Below are 15,517 nucleotides of genomic sequence, written 5' to 3' on the forward strand. Positions count from 1 at the left end.
TCGGCAAAGATCATGCTCAAGCGGAAAAACTAGCGCATGCGCAGGATCGCGCCCGATCGCGCCGATTTGCTCTCCATCATCGGCGAGGTTTTCCGCGAACACGGCTATGAAGGGGCGAGCCTGGCGCGGATCGGTGCGGCGACCGGCCTAGGCAAAGGCAGCCTTTACCACTTCTTCCCCGGCGGCAAGGAAGAGATGGCGGCGGCTGTCATTGCCCATATAGATGGCTGGTTCGAGGAGAATGTCTTCGTGCCGTTGCAGGACAGGGCCGACCCTCGTACGGGCATCGACCGGATGTTCGAAGCGACCGAGAGCTATTTCCGGTCGGGCCGCCAGGTGTGCCTGATCGGCGCCTTCGCGCTGGACGAATCCCGCGACCTCTTCGCCATCGCGATCAGAAGCTACTTCGGCCGCTGGGTGGCGCATCTTGCCGAAGCGCTGACCCGAAGCGGGCACAGCGCTGACAGGGCGGACGAACTCGCCGAAGAAGCGGTCGGCGCCATCCAGGGCGCGCTCACGCTGGCACGCGCCTTCGACGACACGGCAGTGTTTTCCCGCGCGTTGCGACGGGCGCGGGCGGCGCTCGGCTAGAGTGCTACAAGGGCTCGAAGCGGAAAGCCGTCTCGGTTCGAAAAACCCGGCCGACGCCGGGCGAATCAAGATGCGCGCCGGCAACGTAGCAGTCGTTGTTGGCCGCAAGCGCCAGCATTTGCAACCGGCTTGCCCTCGCCTGCTGCTGGTCTGCGTCGAATTCCCACGTGATCTCGGGTCGATCGAATTGAAGCGACGGCACATGTACGATGTCGCCCCAGATCAACAGTGTTTCGCCTGCGCTCACAACGCGAAAGCAAGTGTGGCCGGCTTCATGGCCAGCGGAGCCGATCGTATCGATGTCAGCGCTGACGCGCTGTCCAGCATCGAGAGGCTGGGCGCGATCGTGGAAGCGTTCCAGCCTCGCCACGTCGCGAAACATGCCGAGCTCAGCGCGCGGGACAAGCAGGCGAGAGAGCTGCGGGAAGCCGTCGTCACCATCGGCAAGGATGAGCCCGTGTATATGGTCGAGATGGGTGTGGGTGAAAGCAACAGTCCGAATCCGGTCGGTGGCGATCTTCGCCTCGCGCAGCGCCTCGGGCAGGTGCCCCATTGTCGGGTGCCAGGCGTTCGAAGCCCCTGTGTCGATCAGCGTGATGTCGTCGCCGTCATCGATGGCGAAGGCGTTGACCGACAGCCTGAGCGCACCGTCGACGAGCGGTACATGCGAGGGCAGGTTGTCACCGAATGTCCGGTCTCCGGGCTGGCGCAGCCGCCTGATTGGCATGTCGACGTAACCGTCGCGCAGCGACGTGACCGTCATGGCTCCGACTCTATACGCCGTATGATGATACCCGGTCGAAACCCGTTCCAATCTAGATCATCTCCAGCCCGCGCTTGCGCGTCGGCGGTGGAAAGGCGCGGTCGAGTTCGGCGAGGTCTTCGGCCGTCAGCTCGATGTCGAGCGCGGCAACATTCTGGCGGACATGCTCCTGGCTGCTCGCCTTCGGGATGGCGATGACACCGGGCTGCGCCATCACCCAGGCAAGCGCGATCTGTGCTGCCGTGGCGTTGTGGCGGGCGGCGATGGTTTCCAGCCTGGAATTGCGCGCCAGCGCGCCCTGCTCGACCGGCGAATAGGCCATCAGCGGGATGCCGCGCTGCCGGCTCCACGGTGCGAGATCAAATTCGGGGCCGCGCCGCGACAGATTGTAGAGCACCTGGTTGGTCTGGACATGATTGCCAGACGACAGGCCGGTCAGCTCCTCCATTTCGTCGGTGTCGAAATTGCTGACACCCCAGTGGCGTATCTTGCCGGCCTCCTTCAGCGCCTCGAAAGCCTCGACGGTTTCAGATAGAGGCACACTGCCCGGCCAGTGCAGGAGATAGAGATCGATGCGGTCGGTGCGCAGGCGCTTCAAGCTGTTTTCGCAGGCCCGCGCCACGCCGGCGCGCGAGGCATTGGACGGCAATACCTTGGAGACAAGAAAGAGTTCGTCGCGGCGCCCGGCAATGGCTTCCGCTACCACCTCCTCGGCGCCGCCGCTGGCATACATTTCAGCGGTGTCGATCAACGTGATGCCGAGGTCCAGCCCGAGCTTCAGGGCATTGACCTCGCCGGCGCGGCGGCGGGAATCCTCGCCCATCTTCCATGTGCCCTGTCCCAGCACCTGGACGGCCTCGCCCGAAGGCAGTGTGGTGGCTCTTATCGTCGATGGCATGTGGGCTCCTGGCGCCGTGTAATCGATGCGAATGGCATCACAAGCACGGAGAGAAATCCAGAATGAATCTCTCCGGCATGGCCGTTGCTGCCTTACTTCGCCGGATGGGCGGCGAGCCAGGCCTGCATCTTGGCGATCTCGGCTTCCTGCGCGGCGATGACATCTTCGGCCAGCTTGCGGATTTCGGGATCCTTGCCATTGGCGAGTTCCACCTTGGCCATGTCGATCGCGCCCCGATGATGCGGGATCATGCCGCGCACGAAATCGACATCGGCATTGCCGGAATATTCGATCATCATGTCGGTGTGCATCTTGTCCATCGCCGCCTTGTAGCCGTCGGTCGAAGGACCTTGCGCGCCCATCGCGCCCATGTCGTGTTTCATCTCTTCGGATTGCGCCGGGACGCTTTCGAGGAAAACGGCAAGCAGCATTCCCGCCGCCATCATCAAAAGCACGATCTTCTTAGCCAAGGTCATCCATGATCTCCTGTTGATTGATATTCGTATCTGGGGGCTTTGCTCAGAGTTTCAACGTCCGCAGCCGCAATGCGTTGGCGATGACCGAAACCGAAGACAGGCTCATGGCCGCCGCCGCCAGCATCGGCGACAAAAGCGTGCCGGTGAGCGGATAGAGCACGCCGGCGGCAACCGGCACGCCAAGCACATTGTAGAGGAAGGCGAAAAACAGATTCTGGCGGATGTTGCGGATCGTCCCCTGGGCGAGCGTTCGGGCCCTGACGATGCCGTTGAGATCGCCCTTGACCAGCGTAATGCCGGCGCTCTCGACAGCGACATCGGCGCCGGTGCCCATGGCGATGCCGACATCGGCGCTGGCCAGGGCCGGCGCATCGTTGACGCCGTCGCCGGCCATGGCTACGCCGGCACCTTTCGCACGCAACTCCTCGACAAGGGCTGCCTTTTGTTCCGGCAGCAGGCCGGCGCGCACCTCGTCAATGCCAAGGCTTTTGGCGATGGCGCGCGCCGTGCATTCATTGTCGCCGGTCGCCATGATGATCCGCAAGCCTCTGTCGTGCAGCGCCCTGATCGCCTCGGCTGTCGTTGCCTTGACCGGATCGGCGACCGCGACAATGCCGGCCAGTTTTTTGTCCACCGCAACGAACATCGCCGTCTTGCCTTCTGCCTGCAGCGCCTCGGCCCTGGCCGACAGGGAAGCGGTGTCGATGCCGACATCGGCCATCATGGCGGCGTTGCCGAGCGAAACCTTCCTGCCAGACACCGTGCCGGATACGCCCTTGCCGGTGACGGCGTCGAAGCCGCCGGCCTCAACGAGCGTCAGGCCGCGTTCGCCGGCGCCGCCGACAATGGCCTCGGCCAGCGGATGCTCCGAGCCTTTTTCCAGGCCGGCGGCGAGCGCCAGCAATTCATTCTCAGACAGGCCTTCGGCAGCGACGACATCGGTCAAGCGAGGCTTGCCTTCGGTCAAGGTGCCGGTCTTGTCGACGATCAACGTGTCGACCGAAGCGAAGCGCTCGAGCGCGGCCGCGTCCTTGATCAGCACGCCCGCGTGCGCCCCGCGCCCGGTGGCAGTCATGATCGACATCGGCGTCGCCAGGCCGAGCGCGCAGGGGCAGGCGATGATCAGCACCGAGACCGCCGAGACGATGGCAAAGATCAAGCTGGGTTCGGGACCGAAGATCGCCCAGGCGGCAAAGGCCATGAGCGCGACCAGCACGACGGCCGGCACGAAGTAGAAGGAGACGCGATCGGCTAAACCTTGAATCGGCGCGCGCGAACGCTGCGCCTTTGCGACCAGCTCGACGATGCGCGAAAGCGTCGTTTCGGAGCCGACCTTTTCGGCGCGCATGATCAGCGAACCGTTCTTGTTGAGCGTGCCGCCGGTCAAGGCATCGCCTTTCGTTTTTTCGACCGGCAGCGGCTCGCCCGAGATCATCGATTCGTCGATGGAGGAACGGCCTTCCGTTACAGTGCCGTCGACCGGCACGGCGTCGCCCGGACGGAGGCGTAGGTGGTCGCCGGTCTTGACCGCAACGAGCGGCACGTCGGTGTCGGAGCCGTCCTCCCCGATCAGCCGTGCCGTCTTCGGCGCCAGGTCGAGCAGCGCACGGATGGCCGAGCCGGTCTTTTCGCGCGCCCGCAATTCGAGCACCTGACCGAGGAATACCAGCGCGACGATGACGGAAGCTGCCTCGAAATAGACCGGGACGGTGCCGCCATGGCCACGGAACTGATGCGGAAAGATGTCCGGAAACAGTGCGGCGACGACGCTGTAGAGGTAGGCCGCACCCACACCCAGCGAAATCAGCGTCCACATGTTGGGGCTGCGGTTGACCAGCGACTCCCAGCCGCGGTGGAAGAAGGGGAAGGCCGCCCACAGCACCACCGGGCTGGCCAGCGCCAATTCCAGCCAGACCATCGTGCGCTCGTCGACAAACGCCTGGAACGTCAGGCCGAGCATCGGCGCCATGGCAACGATCAGCAGCGGCACGGACAGCATCGCACTGACCCAGAACCGTCTGGTGAAGTCTACCAGTTCGGGGTTCGGGCCCTCATCGCCAGTGGGAACGCCCATCGGCTCAAGCGCCATGCCGCAGATCGGGCAGGAGCCGGGCTTGTCTCTTATCACTTCGGGGTGCATCGGGCAGGTGTATTGAGTGCCTTTCGGCACTGGCGACGGCGTCGGCCTATCGCCGAGATAGTTTTGCGGCTCGGCCTCGAACTTCGCCCGGCAGCCGGCCGAGCAGAAATAGAAACCCTGGCCTTCGTGGCGGAAAAAATGCCTGGCGGTAGCGCGGTCGACACTCATGCCACAGACGGGGTCGGTGGCGGTCAGGTATTTTTCGGGCCCGGCGACGAATTTCGTACGGCAACCCTCGCTGCAGAAGTGAAAGAGACGGCCGCCATGCTCGGCCGTCGGCTTGCCCGCGGCCGGATCGACGCTCATGCCGCAGACCGGATCGCGCACCACGGCTTCGGCGGCCGGCTCAGCAGCCTTTGCCGCACAACAGCTGCCATCGGCCGCGTGCGCGTGGTGGTGATGCTCGGAATGCGCCATCGAAAAGTGCCTTATATCTGTCTGGGTGAGGAGGTAGTGCTTCCAGTAACTGGAAGGTCAAGGGGCGATTTCCACTTTTCGATCGTGGCCGTCATCGCGCACATCGAGGGAAAATCGCTTACGCAACTTTGTTCCCATGCTATGGACGCGCGTCCCACTGCATCGATCCCACCCAAATGAAATGCCTGATTATCAATCTCGATCGGTCCCGCGATCGCCTCGCCCATGTAACGGCGGAGTTCGCGCGCATCGGCATCGCCTTCGAGCGGGTCGCCGCCATCGATGCGCGAGATCGGCCGGATCTGGCCGAAATGCCGCAGGGCAAGAAGCATTTGCGCCTGGCCGACGCCGAGATTGCCTGCCTGCTCAGCCACCAACAGTGTTGGTCGACGATCGCTGCAGGTGAGGATGCTTACGCGGCGATTTTCGAGGACGATGTCGTTTTCCCGGACAAAGCCGGCGCTTTGCTTGCCGATGCGGGCTGGATTCCCGCCGATGCGGACATCGTCAAGTTGGAAACGTTCTTCAACCGGACCGTAATTTCACGCAAGCAAGTTGCCTGCGGCCACGGTTTTTCTGCGAGCAGACTGCACGGGCTCCATATCGGTACGGCGGGATACATCCTGTCCAGACAGGCCGCGCGGGACCTTCTTGCGGCAACGAATGAGATCAGCATTCCCGTCGATCACCTCATCTTCAATCCGCGTTTTGCTACCTCGTCCGACAAGGTCATTTACCAACTCGTCCCAGCATTGTGCCTGCAGGCACAATTCCTCGGCGACAGTCCGGTGAGATTGCCAAGCCTGCTCAAGCAGGAGCGAACAGAGGAATGGGTGGCAAGCGGGATAGGTAAACGGCGCCCCAGGCCAATCACCGCCAAGGTAAGGATCGAGACCAGGCGGTTGACGCGGCAGATCGCCGATCTCTTCCGGCTCCGGCGCGAGATGATCATCCCTTTCTGGTATCGCGGCCGACGCGTCCGTCCGCCCCATACACAGCGCCGTGAAAACGCGCTATAGACGCCGCGCAAAGGCGAGGCCCACCGGCAATCCATGGCAAAAATCTCCCTCAAGCTCGACGCGCTGATCGACAGCGAGGCTTTGCGCCGCGACATGACGGCGCTGATCTCGGCGGCCAGCGGCATCGAGCCCGGCGCGCGCGTTGGTGCGCTCCGGCTGCTGAAGGATCGGCTGACCGAGGGCCGCAAGGTTGCCGAGCGCATGCTGATGGACGATGGCAGCGGCACGGCCTGCGCCGCCCGGCTGTCGCATCTGATGGACGAGATCATCCGCGCCCTCTACGAGTTCGCCGCGACCCACGTCTACCGGGTGAAAAGCCCCTCGACCGCAGAGCGCATGGCGGTCGTCGCCGTCGGCGGCTATGGCCGCGGCACGCTGGCGCCGGGCTCCGACATCGACCTGTTGTTCCTGCTGCCCTACAAGCAGACGCCGTGGGGCGAACAGATCGTCGAATATATGCTCTATATGCTGTGGGACCTCGGGTTGAAGGTTGGCTACGCCACCCGCAACATCGACGAGTGTCTCAGGCTGTCGCGCAGCGACATCACCATCCGCACCACGATCCTGGAAGCGCGGTTCCTGTGGGGCGAACAGAAGCTCTTCGACGAATTGCTCACCCGCTTCGACCATGAAGTGGTGCGCACCACCGGACCGGAATATGTGCAGGCCAAGCTCGCCGAACGCGACGATCGCCATGCCAAGGCCGGTGAAAGCCGCTATCTGGTCGAGCCCAACGTCAAGGACGGCAAGGGCGGCCTGCGCGATTTGCAGACGCTGTTCTGGATCGCCAAGTATTTTTATCGCGTGCGCACCGGCGAGGAATTGGTCGAGAAAGGTGTCTTCACCGAGGCCGAGTACCGCGAATTCCAGAAGGCTGAAGACTTCCTGTGGGCGGTGCGCTGCCACATGCATTTCCTCACCGGCAAGCCAGAGGAACGGCTGCATTTCGATATCCAGCGCGAGATTGCCGAACGGCTGGGCTACACCACCCATCCCGGTCTGTCGGCGGTCGAGCGCTTCATGAAGCACTACTTCCTCGTCGCCAAGGATGTCGGCGACCTCACCCGCATCTTCTGCGCCGCGCTCGAGGAAGAGCAGGCCAAGCATGTGCCGGGGTTCAACCGCATCTTCCTCACCTTCCAGCGCCGCAAACGCAAGCTGGCAGGCACGTCGGACTTCATTGTCGACAATCACCGCATCAACGTCGCTGACGACAGCGTGTTCGAGCGCGACCCGGTCAATCTGCTCAGGCTGTTCTGGTTCGCCGACAAGCACGGGCTGGAGTTCCATCCCGATGCGCTGAAGCTGCTCACCCGCTCGCTCGGTCTGGTCAACAAGTCGCTGCGGCGCGACGAGGAGGCCAACCGGCTGTTCCTCGACATCCTGACCTCGGACCGCAATGCCGAGCTTAATTTGCGGCGCATGAACGAGGCCGGCCTGCTCGGCAGGCTGATCCCCGATTTCGGCAGAATAGTCGCCATGATGCAGTTCTCGATGTACCACCACTATACGGTGGACGAGCACCTGATCCGCTGCATCGGCGTCTTGGCCGAGATCGAGCGCGGCGACGGCGAAAAGGTGCATCCGCTCTCGCACACGCTGATGCCGGGGCTAGAGAAGAGCCGCGAGGCGCTCTATGTCGCGGTGCTGCTGCACGACATCGCCAAGGGCCGGCCGGAGGATCACTCAGAGGCCGGCGCCCGGATCGCGCGCCGCATCTGCCCGCATATGGGGCTGTCGGCGGCCGACACCGAGACAGTCGCCTGGCTGGTCGAGAACCATCTCGTGATGTCGATGACGGCGCAGACGCGCGACCTCAACGACCGCAAGACGATCGAGGATTTCGCCTCGATCGTGCAATCGGTCGAGCGGCTAAAAATGCTGTTGATCCTGACCGTCTGCGACATCAGGGGTGTCGGGCCGGGCGTGTGGAACGGCTGGAAGGGCCAGCTCCTGCGCACGCTCTACTACGAGACCGAACTGCTTTTGACCGGCGGCTTCTCGGAAGTGTCGCGCGCCAAGCGGACGGCGGCGGCGCGCGAGCGGCTGGCCGAGGCGCTGGCCGATTGGCCGGACAAGGCCCGCAAGCGCTATGTCGGCCTGCATTACGAGAACTATCTGCTGACGGTCGACCTCCCCGATCAGCTGCGCCATGCCGAATTCATTCGCGAAGCCGATGCGGCAGGCAAGAAGCTCGCCACCGTGGTCAGGACCCACCAATTCGAGGCGGTGACCGAGATCACCGTGCTGGCGCAGGACCATCCGCGCCTGCTTTCGGTTATTGCCGGCGCCTGTGCCGGCGCCGGCGGCAACATCGTCGACGCGCAGATCTTCACCACGTCCGACGGCCGCGCGCTGGACATCATCCTGATCTCACGGGAATTCGACCGCGATGAGGATGAGCGCCGTCGCGCCGAGCGCGTCGGCCGGCTGATCGAGGACGTGCTGTCGGGCAAGAGCTGGCTGCCGGAGATGATCGAGAAGCGCACCCGGCCGCGGCGCGGCGCCAAGGTGTTCAAGATTCCGCCGCGCGCCGAAATCCGCAACACGCTGTCGAACCGGTTTTCGGTGATCGAGGTCGAGGGACTGGACCGGCCTGGGCTGTTGTCGGAAATCACCAGTGCGTTGTCCGATCTCTCGCTCGACATCGCCTCGGCTCACATCACCACCTTCGGCGAGAAGGTGATCGACACTTTCTATGTCACCGACCTTACGGGGCAGAAGATCGACAACCCGGCACGCACCGCCACCATCCACGCCAGGCTGATCGCGGCGCTTGAAGGCGTTGTCCCAGAGCGCGGCGGCAAGGCCAAGGCGGCGGCCGAGTGACCATCACTTTGTCCCAATCACCCCCTTTGTCCCAATCATCCAGGCAATCTCCCCGCGCATGAGCCTCGTCAAGAAATTCGCCACGGTTGCGTCCGGCACGCTGATGAGCCGCGCCCTTGGCTTTGGCCGCGAAATGCTGATGGCGGCCGCACTCGGCACCGGGCCGGTGGCGGACGCCTTCAACGCCGCCTTTCAGTTTCCCAACACGTTTCGCCGGCTGTTTGCCGAAGGCGCCTTCAACGCCGCTTTCGTGCCGCTGTTTGCCAAGGAGATCGAGACTCACGGCACCGACGGCGCCAAGCGCTTTTCGGAGGAAGTGTTCGGCGTCCTGTTCACCGCACTTCTGGCGCTGACCATCGTCATGGAATTGGCGATGCCGCTGATCGTGCGCTATCTCGTGGCGCCGGGCTTTGCCGACACGCCGGGCAAATTCGAGACGACCGTCCTGCTGGCGACGATCATGTTCCCGTATCTCATCTGCATGTCGCTCGCAGCCATGATGGCCGGCATGCTGAATTCGCTGCGCCGCTATTTCGCGGCTGCCGTGGCGCCCGCATTCCTCAACATCATCCTGATTAGCGTGCTCGGCTACGCCTGGTACCACGGCATGGATGCCCGTGAGGTTGGTTTCAGCCTGTCCTGGGGCGTGCTGGCGGCGGGGCTGGTACAGCTCGCCATTGTCTGGGTGGCTGTGCGCAATGCCGGCATCGCCATCGGTTTTCGCCTGCCGAAGATGACGCCCAACGTCAAGCGCCTGCTGATCCTGGCGCTGCCGGCGGCGATCACCGGCGGCATCACCCAGATCAACCAGCTGATCGGCACGGCGATCGCGTCGGCGCAGGACAGCGCCGTGTCGTCGCTTGCTTACGCCGACCGCATCTACCAGCTGCCGCTCGGCGTCGTCGGCGTCGCGGTGGCCATCGTGCTGTTGCCGGAGCTGTCGCGGGCGCTGAAATCGGGCAATCTGGTCGAGGCAGCCAATCTGCAGAACCGCTCGGTCGAGTTCACCCTGTTCATGACCTTGCCGGCGGCGGCGGCCCTTTGGGTAATGGCGGAGCCGATCGTGCGGCTGGTCTATGAGCGCGGCGCCTTCGCCGCCAACGGCTCGACGCCGACCGTGGCCGCGATCCTGGCGATTTTCGGCCTCGGCCTGCCGGCCTTCGTGCTGATCAAGGCCTTCACTCCCGGCTATTTCGCCCGCGAGGACACGCGCACGCCGATGATGTTCGCCGCCATCTCGGTCGGCGTGAACGTGATCACCGCGCTGACGCTGTTCCCGAAAATGGGCGCGCCCGGCATTGCGGTGGCCTCGGCCGTCGCCGGCTGGGTCAACGCGGTGATGCTGCTTGCGGTGCTGATCCGACGTGGCCATTGGGGCCGCGACGTGCCATTGCTGAAGCGCATTCCGCGCCTGGTGCTGTCGGCTGCGGTGATGGCGGTGGCGCTCTATTTCGCCGAGCACTGGCTGGCCGTCAGGCTCGGCCCCGGCTCGCCACTGGTGATCAAGGCAACGACGCTGCTGGCGCTGGTAGCCGGCGGCGCTCTGCTCTACTTCATCACGGCCTTTGCCACCGGCGGCGCCGATTTCGGCATGATCCGGCGCAATGTGAAACGCGGCTCGGGCAAGGCAGCGGCGCCAGCGCCAAACGCCGATCTGGACGAATAGTCCGGGCGAGCTAACAGCAACACCGGTCTTGATCCTCTCCGCCCCTTCGTCCATAAGCGCGCCGTCGCAAGACTTTCGCCGCGCGTGGTTTCCAGCCGCGTGATTGGCTCCGAAAAGTCTGCAACTTTTCGGAATCACGCTTATACGGCCCTCCACAAGCCATGAGGACATCATGACCGCCTTCAAACAGCTCGTCTTTTCCGGGGTACAGCCGACCGGCAATCTGCATCTCGGCAACTATCTCGGCGCCATCAAGAAATTCGTCGCCCTGCAGGACACGTCAGACTGCATCTATTGCGTCGTCGACCTGCATTCGCTGACGGCACAGCTCGTCCATGACGACCTCGCCGACCAGACCCGCTCGATCACCGCGGCCTTCCTTGCCTCCGGCATCGACCCGAAGAAGCACATCGTCTTCAACCAGTCGCGGGTGATGCAGCATGCCGAGCTTGCCTGGATCTTCAACTGCGTGGCGCGCATCGGCTGGATGAACAAGATGACGCAGTTCAAGGACAAGGCCGGCAAGGACCGCGAAAATGCCTCGCTGGGCCTGCTAGCCTATCCCTCACTGATGGCGGCCGACATCCTGCTCTACCGCGCCACCCATGTGCCGGTGGGCGAGGATCAAAAGCAACATCTGGAGCTGACCCGCGACATCGCGCAAAAGTTCAACAATGACTTTTCGAGCCGCATCGCCAGCCTTGGCGTCGGCGTCGAGATGCAGGTCGGCGAGGAGACGGTAAACGGGTTCTTCCCGATAACCGAACCGGTGATCGGCGGGCCGGCGGCGCGCATCATGAGCCTGCGCGACGGTTCGAAGAAAATGTCGAAGTCGGACCCGTCCGACCTGTCGCGTATCAATTTGACCGACGATGCCGACACCATCTCGAAGAAGATCCGCAAGGCCAAGACCGACCCGGAAGCGTTGCCAAGCGAAGTCGACGGCCTGGAAAGCCGCCCGGAAGCGGAAAACCTGGTCGGCATCTATGCCGGGCTGGCCGAGATGTCGAAGGCGGACGTGCTGAAGGAGTTCGGCGGCCAGCAGTTTTCCGTGTTCAAGCCGGCGCTTGCCGACCTTGCCGTGGAAAAACTGGCGCCGATCGCCGGCGAGATGCGCCGCATCGAAGGCGACCGCGCCCATGTCGACGCGGTGCTGAGAGACGGCGGCGAACGCGCCGGCGCGCTGGCTGAGACCACGATGAAGACGGTACGCGACATTATAGGCCTGTTGCAGGGCTGATCCTACCGTCAGTGCACCGCACCATTCTGGCCCAAGGCCGGCGGCTTGCCGCCGGTCTGTCGCGGTGGCAGATTGCGGCCGAAAACATCGAGTAGATAGACATGGTCTCCAAACGCCTCAGTCGCGAAGCCGGCCATCGCAGGAAATTCCTGACGATCATCGACGACACGCCGGAGTGCGAGCGCGCCGTCGCGTACGCCTCCAAGCGGGCGCAGAGCACCAGCGGCACGCTGGTGCTGCTCTACATCATCACACCGGACGACTTTCAGCACTGGCTGGGCGTCGAGAAGATCATGCGCGAGGAAGCCAACGCCACGGCGCGCGCGGCACTCGACGGCTACGCCAACAAGGTGCGCCAGAAGCTCGGCATCGAGCCCGAGATGGTGGTGCGCGAAGGCAAGCCGACCGAGGAGATCCACAAGCTGATCGAGGAAGACCAGGACATCGCCATCCTGGTGCTGGCGGCAGGTGCCGGCAAGGAAGGACCCGGGCCGCTGGTCGGGGCTGTTGCCGGCAAGGGCGCCGCCTTCCCTATTCCCGTCACAGTGGTGCCGCAGAACCTTTCCGACGAGGAGATCGACAGCCTCGCATAGAGAGTGATGCCGGAAAGTGTGAAGCGGTTCGGATAACATCACGATCCTGGATTTATAGCCCGCGCGGGATTCATCCCCAGCCAGTAAAAACATTCCGCCAGCCAGCCATTTTGAGCGATGCGTTTCGCTTGAATGTCCAGCAGATTGAGCCTATTTAGAACTATTCCAAACTAGCTGCCCGACTGGGGCACGGAGACGGCCATGTTCATCCAGACCGAATCGACGCCGAACCCGGCAACGCTGAAGTTCCTGCCCGGCAAGGAAGTGCTTGTCGAAGGCACCGCCGATTTCCGCGACGCCGACAGTGCAGCCAGCGCCTCGCCGCTGGCCGGCCGCCTGTTCGAGATCCCCGGCGTGACCGGCGTCTTCTTCGGCTATGACTTCATCACCGTGACCAAGGACGGCCCGGACTGGCAGCACCTGAAGCCGGCCATCCTCGGCGCCATCATGGAGCATTTCATGTCGGGCGCGCCCGTCATGGTCAACGCCGGCCCCGCTGCCGAGACCAGCCAGACCGGCGAATTCTACGACAAGGCCGATGAGCAACTGGTCATCACCATCAAGGAATTGCTCGACACCAGGGTGCGCCCGGCGGTTGCCCAGGATGGCGGCGACATCACCTTCCGCGGCTTCGAGAACGGCACCGTGTTCCTGCACATGAAGGGCGCCTGCGCCGGCTGCCCGTCCTCGACGGCGACGCTGAAGCACGGCATCCAGAACCTGCTCCGCCACTTCGTGCCGGAAGTACAGCAGGTCGAGCAGGTCTCCTAAGACCCCTTCACGCATTCGAGCGAGCAACAAAAAACCGGGCCAGATTGCCCGGTTTTCTGTTTTGGACGTCCGTTGTTGCCTAGACGGTCCGCGTACGAAGGGTAACGCCTATCTTGACCTTGATCTTCCCGAAAACCGGTTCCACTTTTCGCTTTCGTGGACCTCGGTTCCGGATCAAGGTCCTACATCACGATGACCTTGGCACCGACCGAAGTGCGGTCGTAGAGGTCGATGATGTCCTGGTTCATCAGCCGGATGCAGCCTGACGACATCGCTTTGCCGATCGAATTCCATTCCGGACTGCCGTGCAGGCGGTAGCCCATGTCGCCGCCCTTGTTGAACAGATACATGGCGCGCGCGCCGAGCGGGTTCTTCAAGCCCGGCTCCATGCCGCTCGCGAACTTCGCTAGCTCCGGCTGGCGCTGGATCATCTGCCGCGGCGGCGTCCAGGTCGGCCATTCGCGCTTCAGCGCGATATGGGCGGTGCCGTGCCATTCAAAGCCTTCGCGGCCGACGCCGATGCCGTAGCGGATCGCCCGGCCGTCGCCTTCGACGAAGTAGAGAAACTTGTTCTGGGTATCGACGACGATGGTGCCCGGCTTTTCCGAGGTGTCGTAGTTCACCTCTTGCCGGTGGTACTTCAGCGGCACCCTCTCGATCGGGATGCGCGGCAGTTGGTAGCCTGCATCGTTCACCGAACCGTAGTTGTTGGTGAACAGTTGCGAGCCGATCGTGCTGCAACCCGAGATCGCGGCCGACAACGCAAGTGCGGCGACGATTGCAAATGACTTCATGCGCATGAATGGTCCGATGCCCCGCCAAGATGTCGCGACACGTTACGGCCGCTTTTCCTGAAATCATTCATGCTGGCATTTGCTTTGCTTGCCAAGCGCGCGATGCCTATATGCAGGAGCTTACGTGCCGGTAAGCCGTCAACTATGGCATTTCGGCAACAGGACTCACGGGATTGTGAAGGAAAAACAATGGGCGGCCCTGTCGGATAGCCTAGAATCAGGGAACCACATCGAGGAATCACAATGAATGTAGGCGATGCCGCGGCGCGGTCCGGCCTGCCGGCCAAGACCATCCGCTACTATGAAGAGATCGGCCTGATCGCGCCGGCGCGCGCCGGCAATGGCTATCGCGATTATTCCAGCGACGACATCCATCGGCTGGCCTTCCTGCGCCGTGCCCGCAACCTCGGCTTTTCAATCGACGATTGCCGCCAGCTGATGGCGCTCTACCGCGATCGCAGCCGCGCCAGCCACGATGTGCGCGAGATTGCCGCCGCCCATGTGAGCGCCATCGAGGAAAAGGTGCGCGAGCTGCAGTCGATGCGCACGACCTTGCAGACGCTGATCCAGGCCTGCCATGGTGACGACCGGCCGGATTGCCCGATTTTGGATGACATTGCGGGGGCTGCGCTACTCGAGAACAGGCCGGCTTCGGCCATATAGGTAGTATCTCGACTGACTAAAATACGGGAACGTCCAAGGGACAAGAACGGAACCAAAGCGGTTACATCAGACCTTTGCGTTCACGGCGCAAGACTTTAGTCCGGCCGCCTTATAGCTAAGAACGGAAGTTGATCGGCGGACGCAGGGGCGTTCCGGAGCAATACCAGACCGCGCCGATACAGATATGGTGCGATCGCGGAAGGCGCTCGGATCAAGTCGCAGCCTCAGTTCTGTCAACCGTATAATCGCCGCCATTCCCCTACGGCTGGGTAGCGCTCGTGAGCAGTGGGTCATCTAGCTCTGCCTTTGTCTTCAGGACGGCATCAACGAGGGAACCGAACTCCTCGACGCTGAATGTGCAACTATCCTGGACCGCTCCCATATGGCTGAGGCGGAAGCGTACGAATTTCCGGTTTTCGGCTGGGATGCGCTTCACCAGAAACATGAATGAATAGGGACCCGCGATCGCTGAGTACCGGCGCAACTCTTCGGTCGCGGGGAAAAGCCGGTTGATGAATCCCAAAAACCCCATGGTGTCTCCCCTCGTGCCAAGGACCGTGCTTCTTATCATTGCGAGAGAAAATTCGCCTATGGGTTTGTCAACCATACGATCGCCATGGTCACACAGGGTTCAAACCGTGAACAAAATCTGGCATG

The 15,517-nt window shown here is 63.0% G+C and carries 14 protein-coding genes; 8 read left to right on the plus strand and 6 right to left on the minus strand.

All coding sequences use genetic code 11. From position 1 onward, the window contains the following. The first annotated feature begins 36 nt into the window (after positions 1 to 36). Positions 37 to 591 (plus strand): TetR/AcrR family transcriptional regulator, encoded by a 555-nt coding sequence (locus tag NKJ57_RS13225; protein ID WP_023703548.1) that lies wholly within the window; start codon positions 37 to 39, stop codon positions 589 to 591. Between the two features lie 4 nt (positions 592 to 595). Here NKJ57_RS13225 and NKJ57_RS13230 read toward each other — a convergent pair whose 3' ends face one another. The 4 genes from NKJ57_RS13230 to NKJ57_RS13245 all read right to left on the minus strand — a co-directional run bounded on the left by NKJ57_RS13230 (position 596) and on the right by NKJ57_RS13245 (position 5,285). Next, entirely contained in the window at positions 596 to 1,354 is a 759-nt protein-coding gene (locus tag NKJ57_RS13230; RefSeq protein ID WP_245261098.1) for an MBL fold metallo-hydrolase, read from the minus strand. 52 nt (positions 1,355 to 1,406) lie between these two features. Next, positions 1,407 to 2,252 carry an aldo/keto reductase gene (locus NKJ57_RS13235; RefSeq protein WP_023685133.1) on the minus strand — a complete coding sequence of 282 codons (846 nt, stop codon included), beginning with the start codon at positions 2,250 to 2,252 and terminating at the stop codon, positions 1,407 to 1,409. 92 nt (positions 2,253 to 2,344) lie between these two features. Continuing rightward, positions 2,345 to 2,728 carry a CopM family metallochaperone gene (gene copM, locus NKJ57_RS13240; RefSeq protein WP_023685134.1) on the minus strand — a complete coding sequence of 128 codons (384 nt, stop codon included), beginning with the start codon at positions 2,726 to 2,728 and terminating at the stop codon, positions 2,345 to 2,347. Between the two features lie 43 nt (positions 2,729 to 2,771). Further along, entirely contained in the window at positions 2,772 to 5,285 is a 2,514-nt protein-coding gene (locus tag NKJ57_RS13245; RefSeq protein ID WP_023708203.1) for a heavy metal translocating P-type ATPase, read from the minus strand. 176 nt (positions 5,286 to 5,461) lie between these two features. On the opposite strand from NKJ57_RS13245, the gene NKJ57_RS13250 reads away from it, so the two are divergent. The 6 genes from NKJ57_RS13250 (at position 5,462) to NKJ57_RS13275 (ending at position 13,403) form a co-directional block, all read left to right on the plus strand. Further along, positions 5,462 to 6,304 (plus strand): glycosyltransferase family 25 protein, encoded by an 843-nt coding sequence (locus tag NKJ57_RS13250; RefSeq protein ID WP_023690024.1) that lies wholly within the window; start codon positions 5,462 to 5,464, stop codon positions 6,302 to 6,304. A 33-nt stretch (positions 6,305 to 6,337) separates the two neighbouring features. Then, complete coding sequence (locus NKJ57_RS13255; protein ID WP_352511034.1) at positions 6,338 to 9,133, plus strand: [protein-PII] uridylyltransferase; 2,796 nt, start codon at positions 6,338 to 6,340, stop codon at positions 9,131 to 9,133. 58 nt (positions 9,134 to 9,191) lie between these two features. Continuing rightward, complete coding sequence (murJ, locus tag NKJ57_RS13260) at positions 9,192 to 10,799, plus strand: murein biosynthesis integral membrane protein MurJ (protein WP_352511036.1); 1,608 nt, start codon at positions 9,192 to 9,194, stop codon at positions 10,797 to 10,799. Between the two features lie 172 nt (positions 10,800 to 10,971). Beyond that, positions 10,972 to 12,039, plus strand: coding sequence for a tryptophan--tRNA ligase (trpS, locus tag NKJ57_RS13265; RefSeq protein ID WP_023725837.1), 1,068 nt, complete (start codon positions 10,972 to 10,974; stop codon positions 12,037 to 12,039). A gap of 101 nt (positions 12,040 to 12,140) precedes the next feature. Continuing rightward, on the plus strand, positions 12,141 to 12,632 hold the full coding sequence (locus tag NKJ57_RS13270) for a universal stress protein (RefSeq protein WP_023672856.1): 492 nt from the start codon (positions 12,141 to 12,143) through the stop codon (positions 12,630 to 12,632). Positions 12,633 to 12,833: 201 nt separating this feature from the next. Further along, positions 12,834 to 13,403: a NifU family protein gene (locus NKJ57_RS13275; protein ID WP_023685140.1), complete on the plus strand. Its 570-nt coding sequence runs from the start codon at positions 12,834 to 12,836 to the stop codon at positions 13,401 to 13,403. Between the two features lie 182 nt (positions 13,404 to 13,585). Here the strand turns inward: NKJ57_RS13275 and NKJ57_RS13280 are convergent, their stop codons facing one another. Further along, positions 13,586 to 14,203 (minus strand): L,D-transpeptidase, encoded by a 618-nt coding sequence (locus tag NKJ57_RS13280; protein ID WP_023692663.1) that lies wholly within the window; start codon positions 14,201 to 14,203, stop codon positions 13,586 to 13,588. Positions 14,204 to 14,440: 237 nt separating this feature from the next. On the opposite strand from NKJ57_RS13280, the gene cueR reads away from it, so the two are divergent. Next, positions 14,441 to 14,860: a Cu(I)-responsive transcriptional regulator gene (gene cueR / locus NKJ57_RS13285; protein WP_023703112.1), complete on the plus strand. Its 420-nt coding sequence runs from the start codon at positions 14,441 to 14,443 to the stop codon at positions 14,858 to 14,860. A gap of 259 nt (positions 14,861 to 15,119) precedes the next feature. Here cueR and NKJ57_RS13290 read toward each other — a convergent pair whose 3' ends face one another. Then, positions 15,120 to 15,467, minus strand: a complete 348-nt coding sequence (locus NKJ57_RS13290) for a hypothetical protein (protein WP_023826506.1) — start codon at positions 15,465 to 15,467, stop codon at positions 15,120 to 15,122. Positions 15,468 to 15,517 lie beyond the last annotated feature (50 nt).

It is taken from the genome of Mesorhizobium sp. M0077, assembly GCF_040322955.1.
In the GTDB taxonomy this organism is placed as follows: Bacteria; Pseudomonadota; Alphaproteobacteria; order Rhizobiales; family Rhizobiaceae; genus Mesorhizobium.

What these genes read in the sequence shown, in the direction of transcription:
- cueR (WP_023703112.1), top strand. Translation starts at nt 14,441, where the DNA reads ATGAATGTAGGCGATGCCGCGGCGCGGTCCGGCCTGCCGGCCAAGACC.
- NKJ57_RS13225 (WP_023703548.1), top strand. Translation starts at nt 37, where the DNA reads ATGCGCAGGATCGCGCCCGATCGCGCCGATTTGCTCTCCATCATCGGC.
- NKJ57_RS13275 (WP_023685140.1), top strand. Translation starts at nt 12,834, where the DNA reads ATGTTCATCCAGACCGAATCGACGCCGAACCCGGCAACGCTGAAGTTC.
- murJ (WP_352511036.1), top strand. Translation starts at nt 9,192, where the DNA reads ATGAGCCTCGTCAAGAAATTCGCCACGGTTGCGTCCGGCACGCTGATG.
- NKJ57_RS13270 (WP_023672856.1), top strand. Translation starts at nt 12,141, where the DNA reads ATGGTCTCCAAACGCCTCAGTCGCGAAGCCGGCCATCGCAGGAAATTC.
- NKJ57_RS13250 (WP_023690024.1), top strand. Translation starts at nt 5,462, where the DNA reads ATGAAATGCCTGATTATCAATCTCGATCGGTCCCGCGATCGCCTCGCC.
- NKJ57_RS13245 (WP_023708203.1), bottom strand. Translation starts at nt 5,285, where the DNA reads ATGGCGCATTCCGAGCATCACCACCACGCGCACGCGGCCGATGGCAGC.
- NKJ57_RS13230 (WP_245261098.1), bottom strand. Translation starts at nt 1,354, where the DNA reads ATGACGGTCACGTCGCTGCGCGACGGTTACGTCGACATGCCAATCAGG.
- NKJ57_RS13235 (WP_023685133.1), bottom strand. Translation starts at nt 2,252, where the DNA reads ATGCCATCGACGATAAGAGCCACCACACTGCCTTCGGGCGAGGCCGTC.
- NKJ57_RS13280 (WP_023692663.1), bottom strand. Translation starts at nt 14,203, where the DNA reads ATGCGCATGAAGTCATTTGCAATCGTCGCCGCACTTGCGTTGTCGGCC.
- NKJ57_RS13255 (WP_352511034.1), top strand. Translation starts at nt 6,338, where the DNA reads ATGGCAAAAATCTCCCTCAAGCTCGACGCGCTGATCGACAGCGAGGCT.
- copM (WP_023685134.1), bottom strand. Translation starts at nt 2,728, where the DNA reads ATGACCTTGGCTAAGAAGATCGTGCTTTTGATGATGGCGGCGGGAATG.
- NKJ57_RS13290 (WP_023826506.1), bottom strand. Translation starts at nt 15,467, where the DNA reads ATGGTTGACAAACCCATAGGCGAATTTTCTCTCGCAATGATAAGAAGC.
- trpS (WP_023725837.1), top strand. Translation starts at nt 10,972, where the DNA reads ATGACCGCCTTCAAACAGCTCGTCTTTTCCGGGGTACAGCCGACCGGC.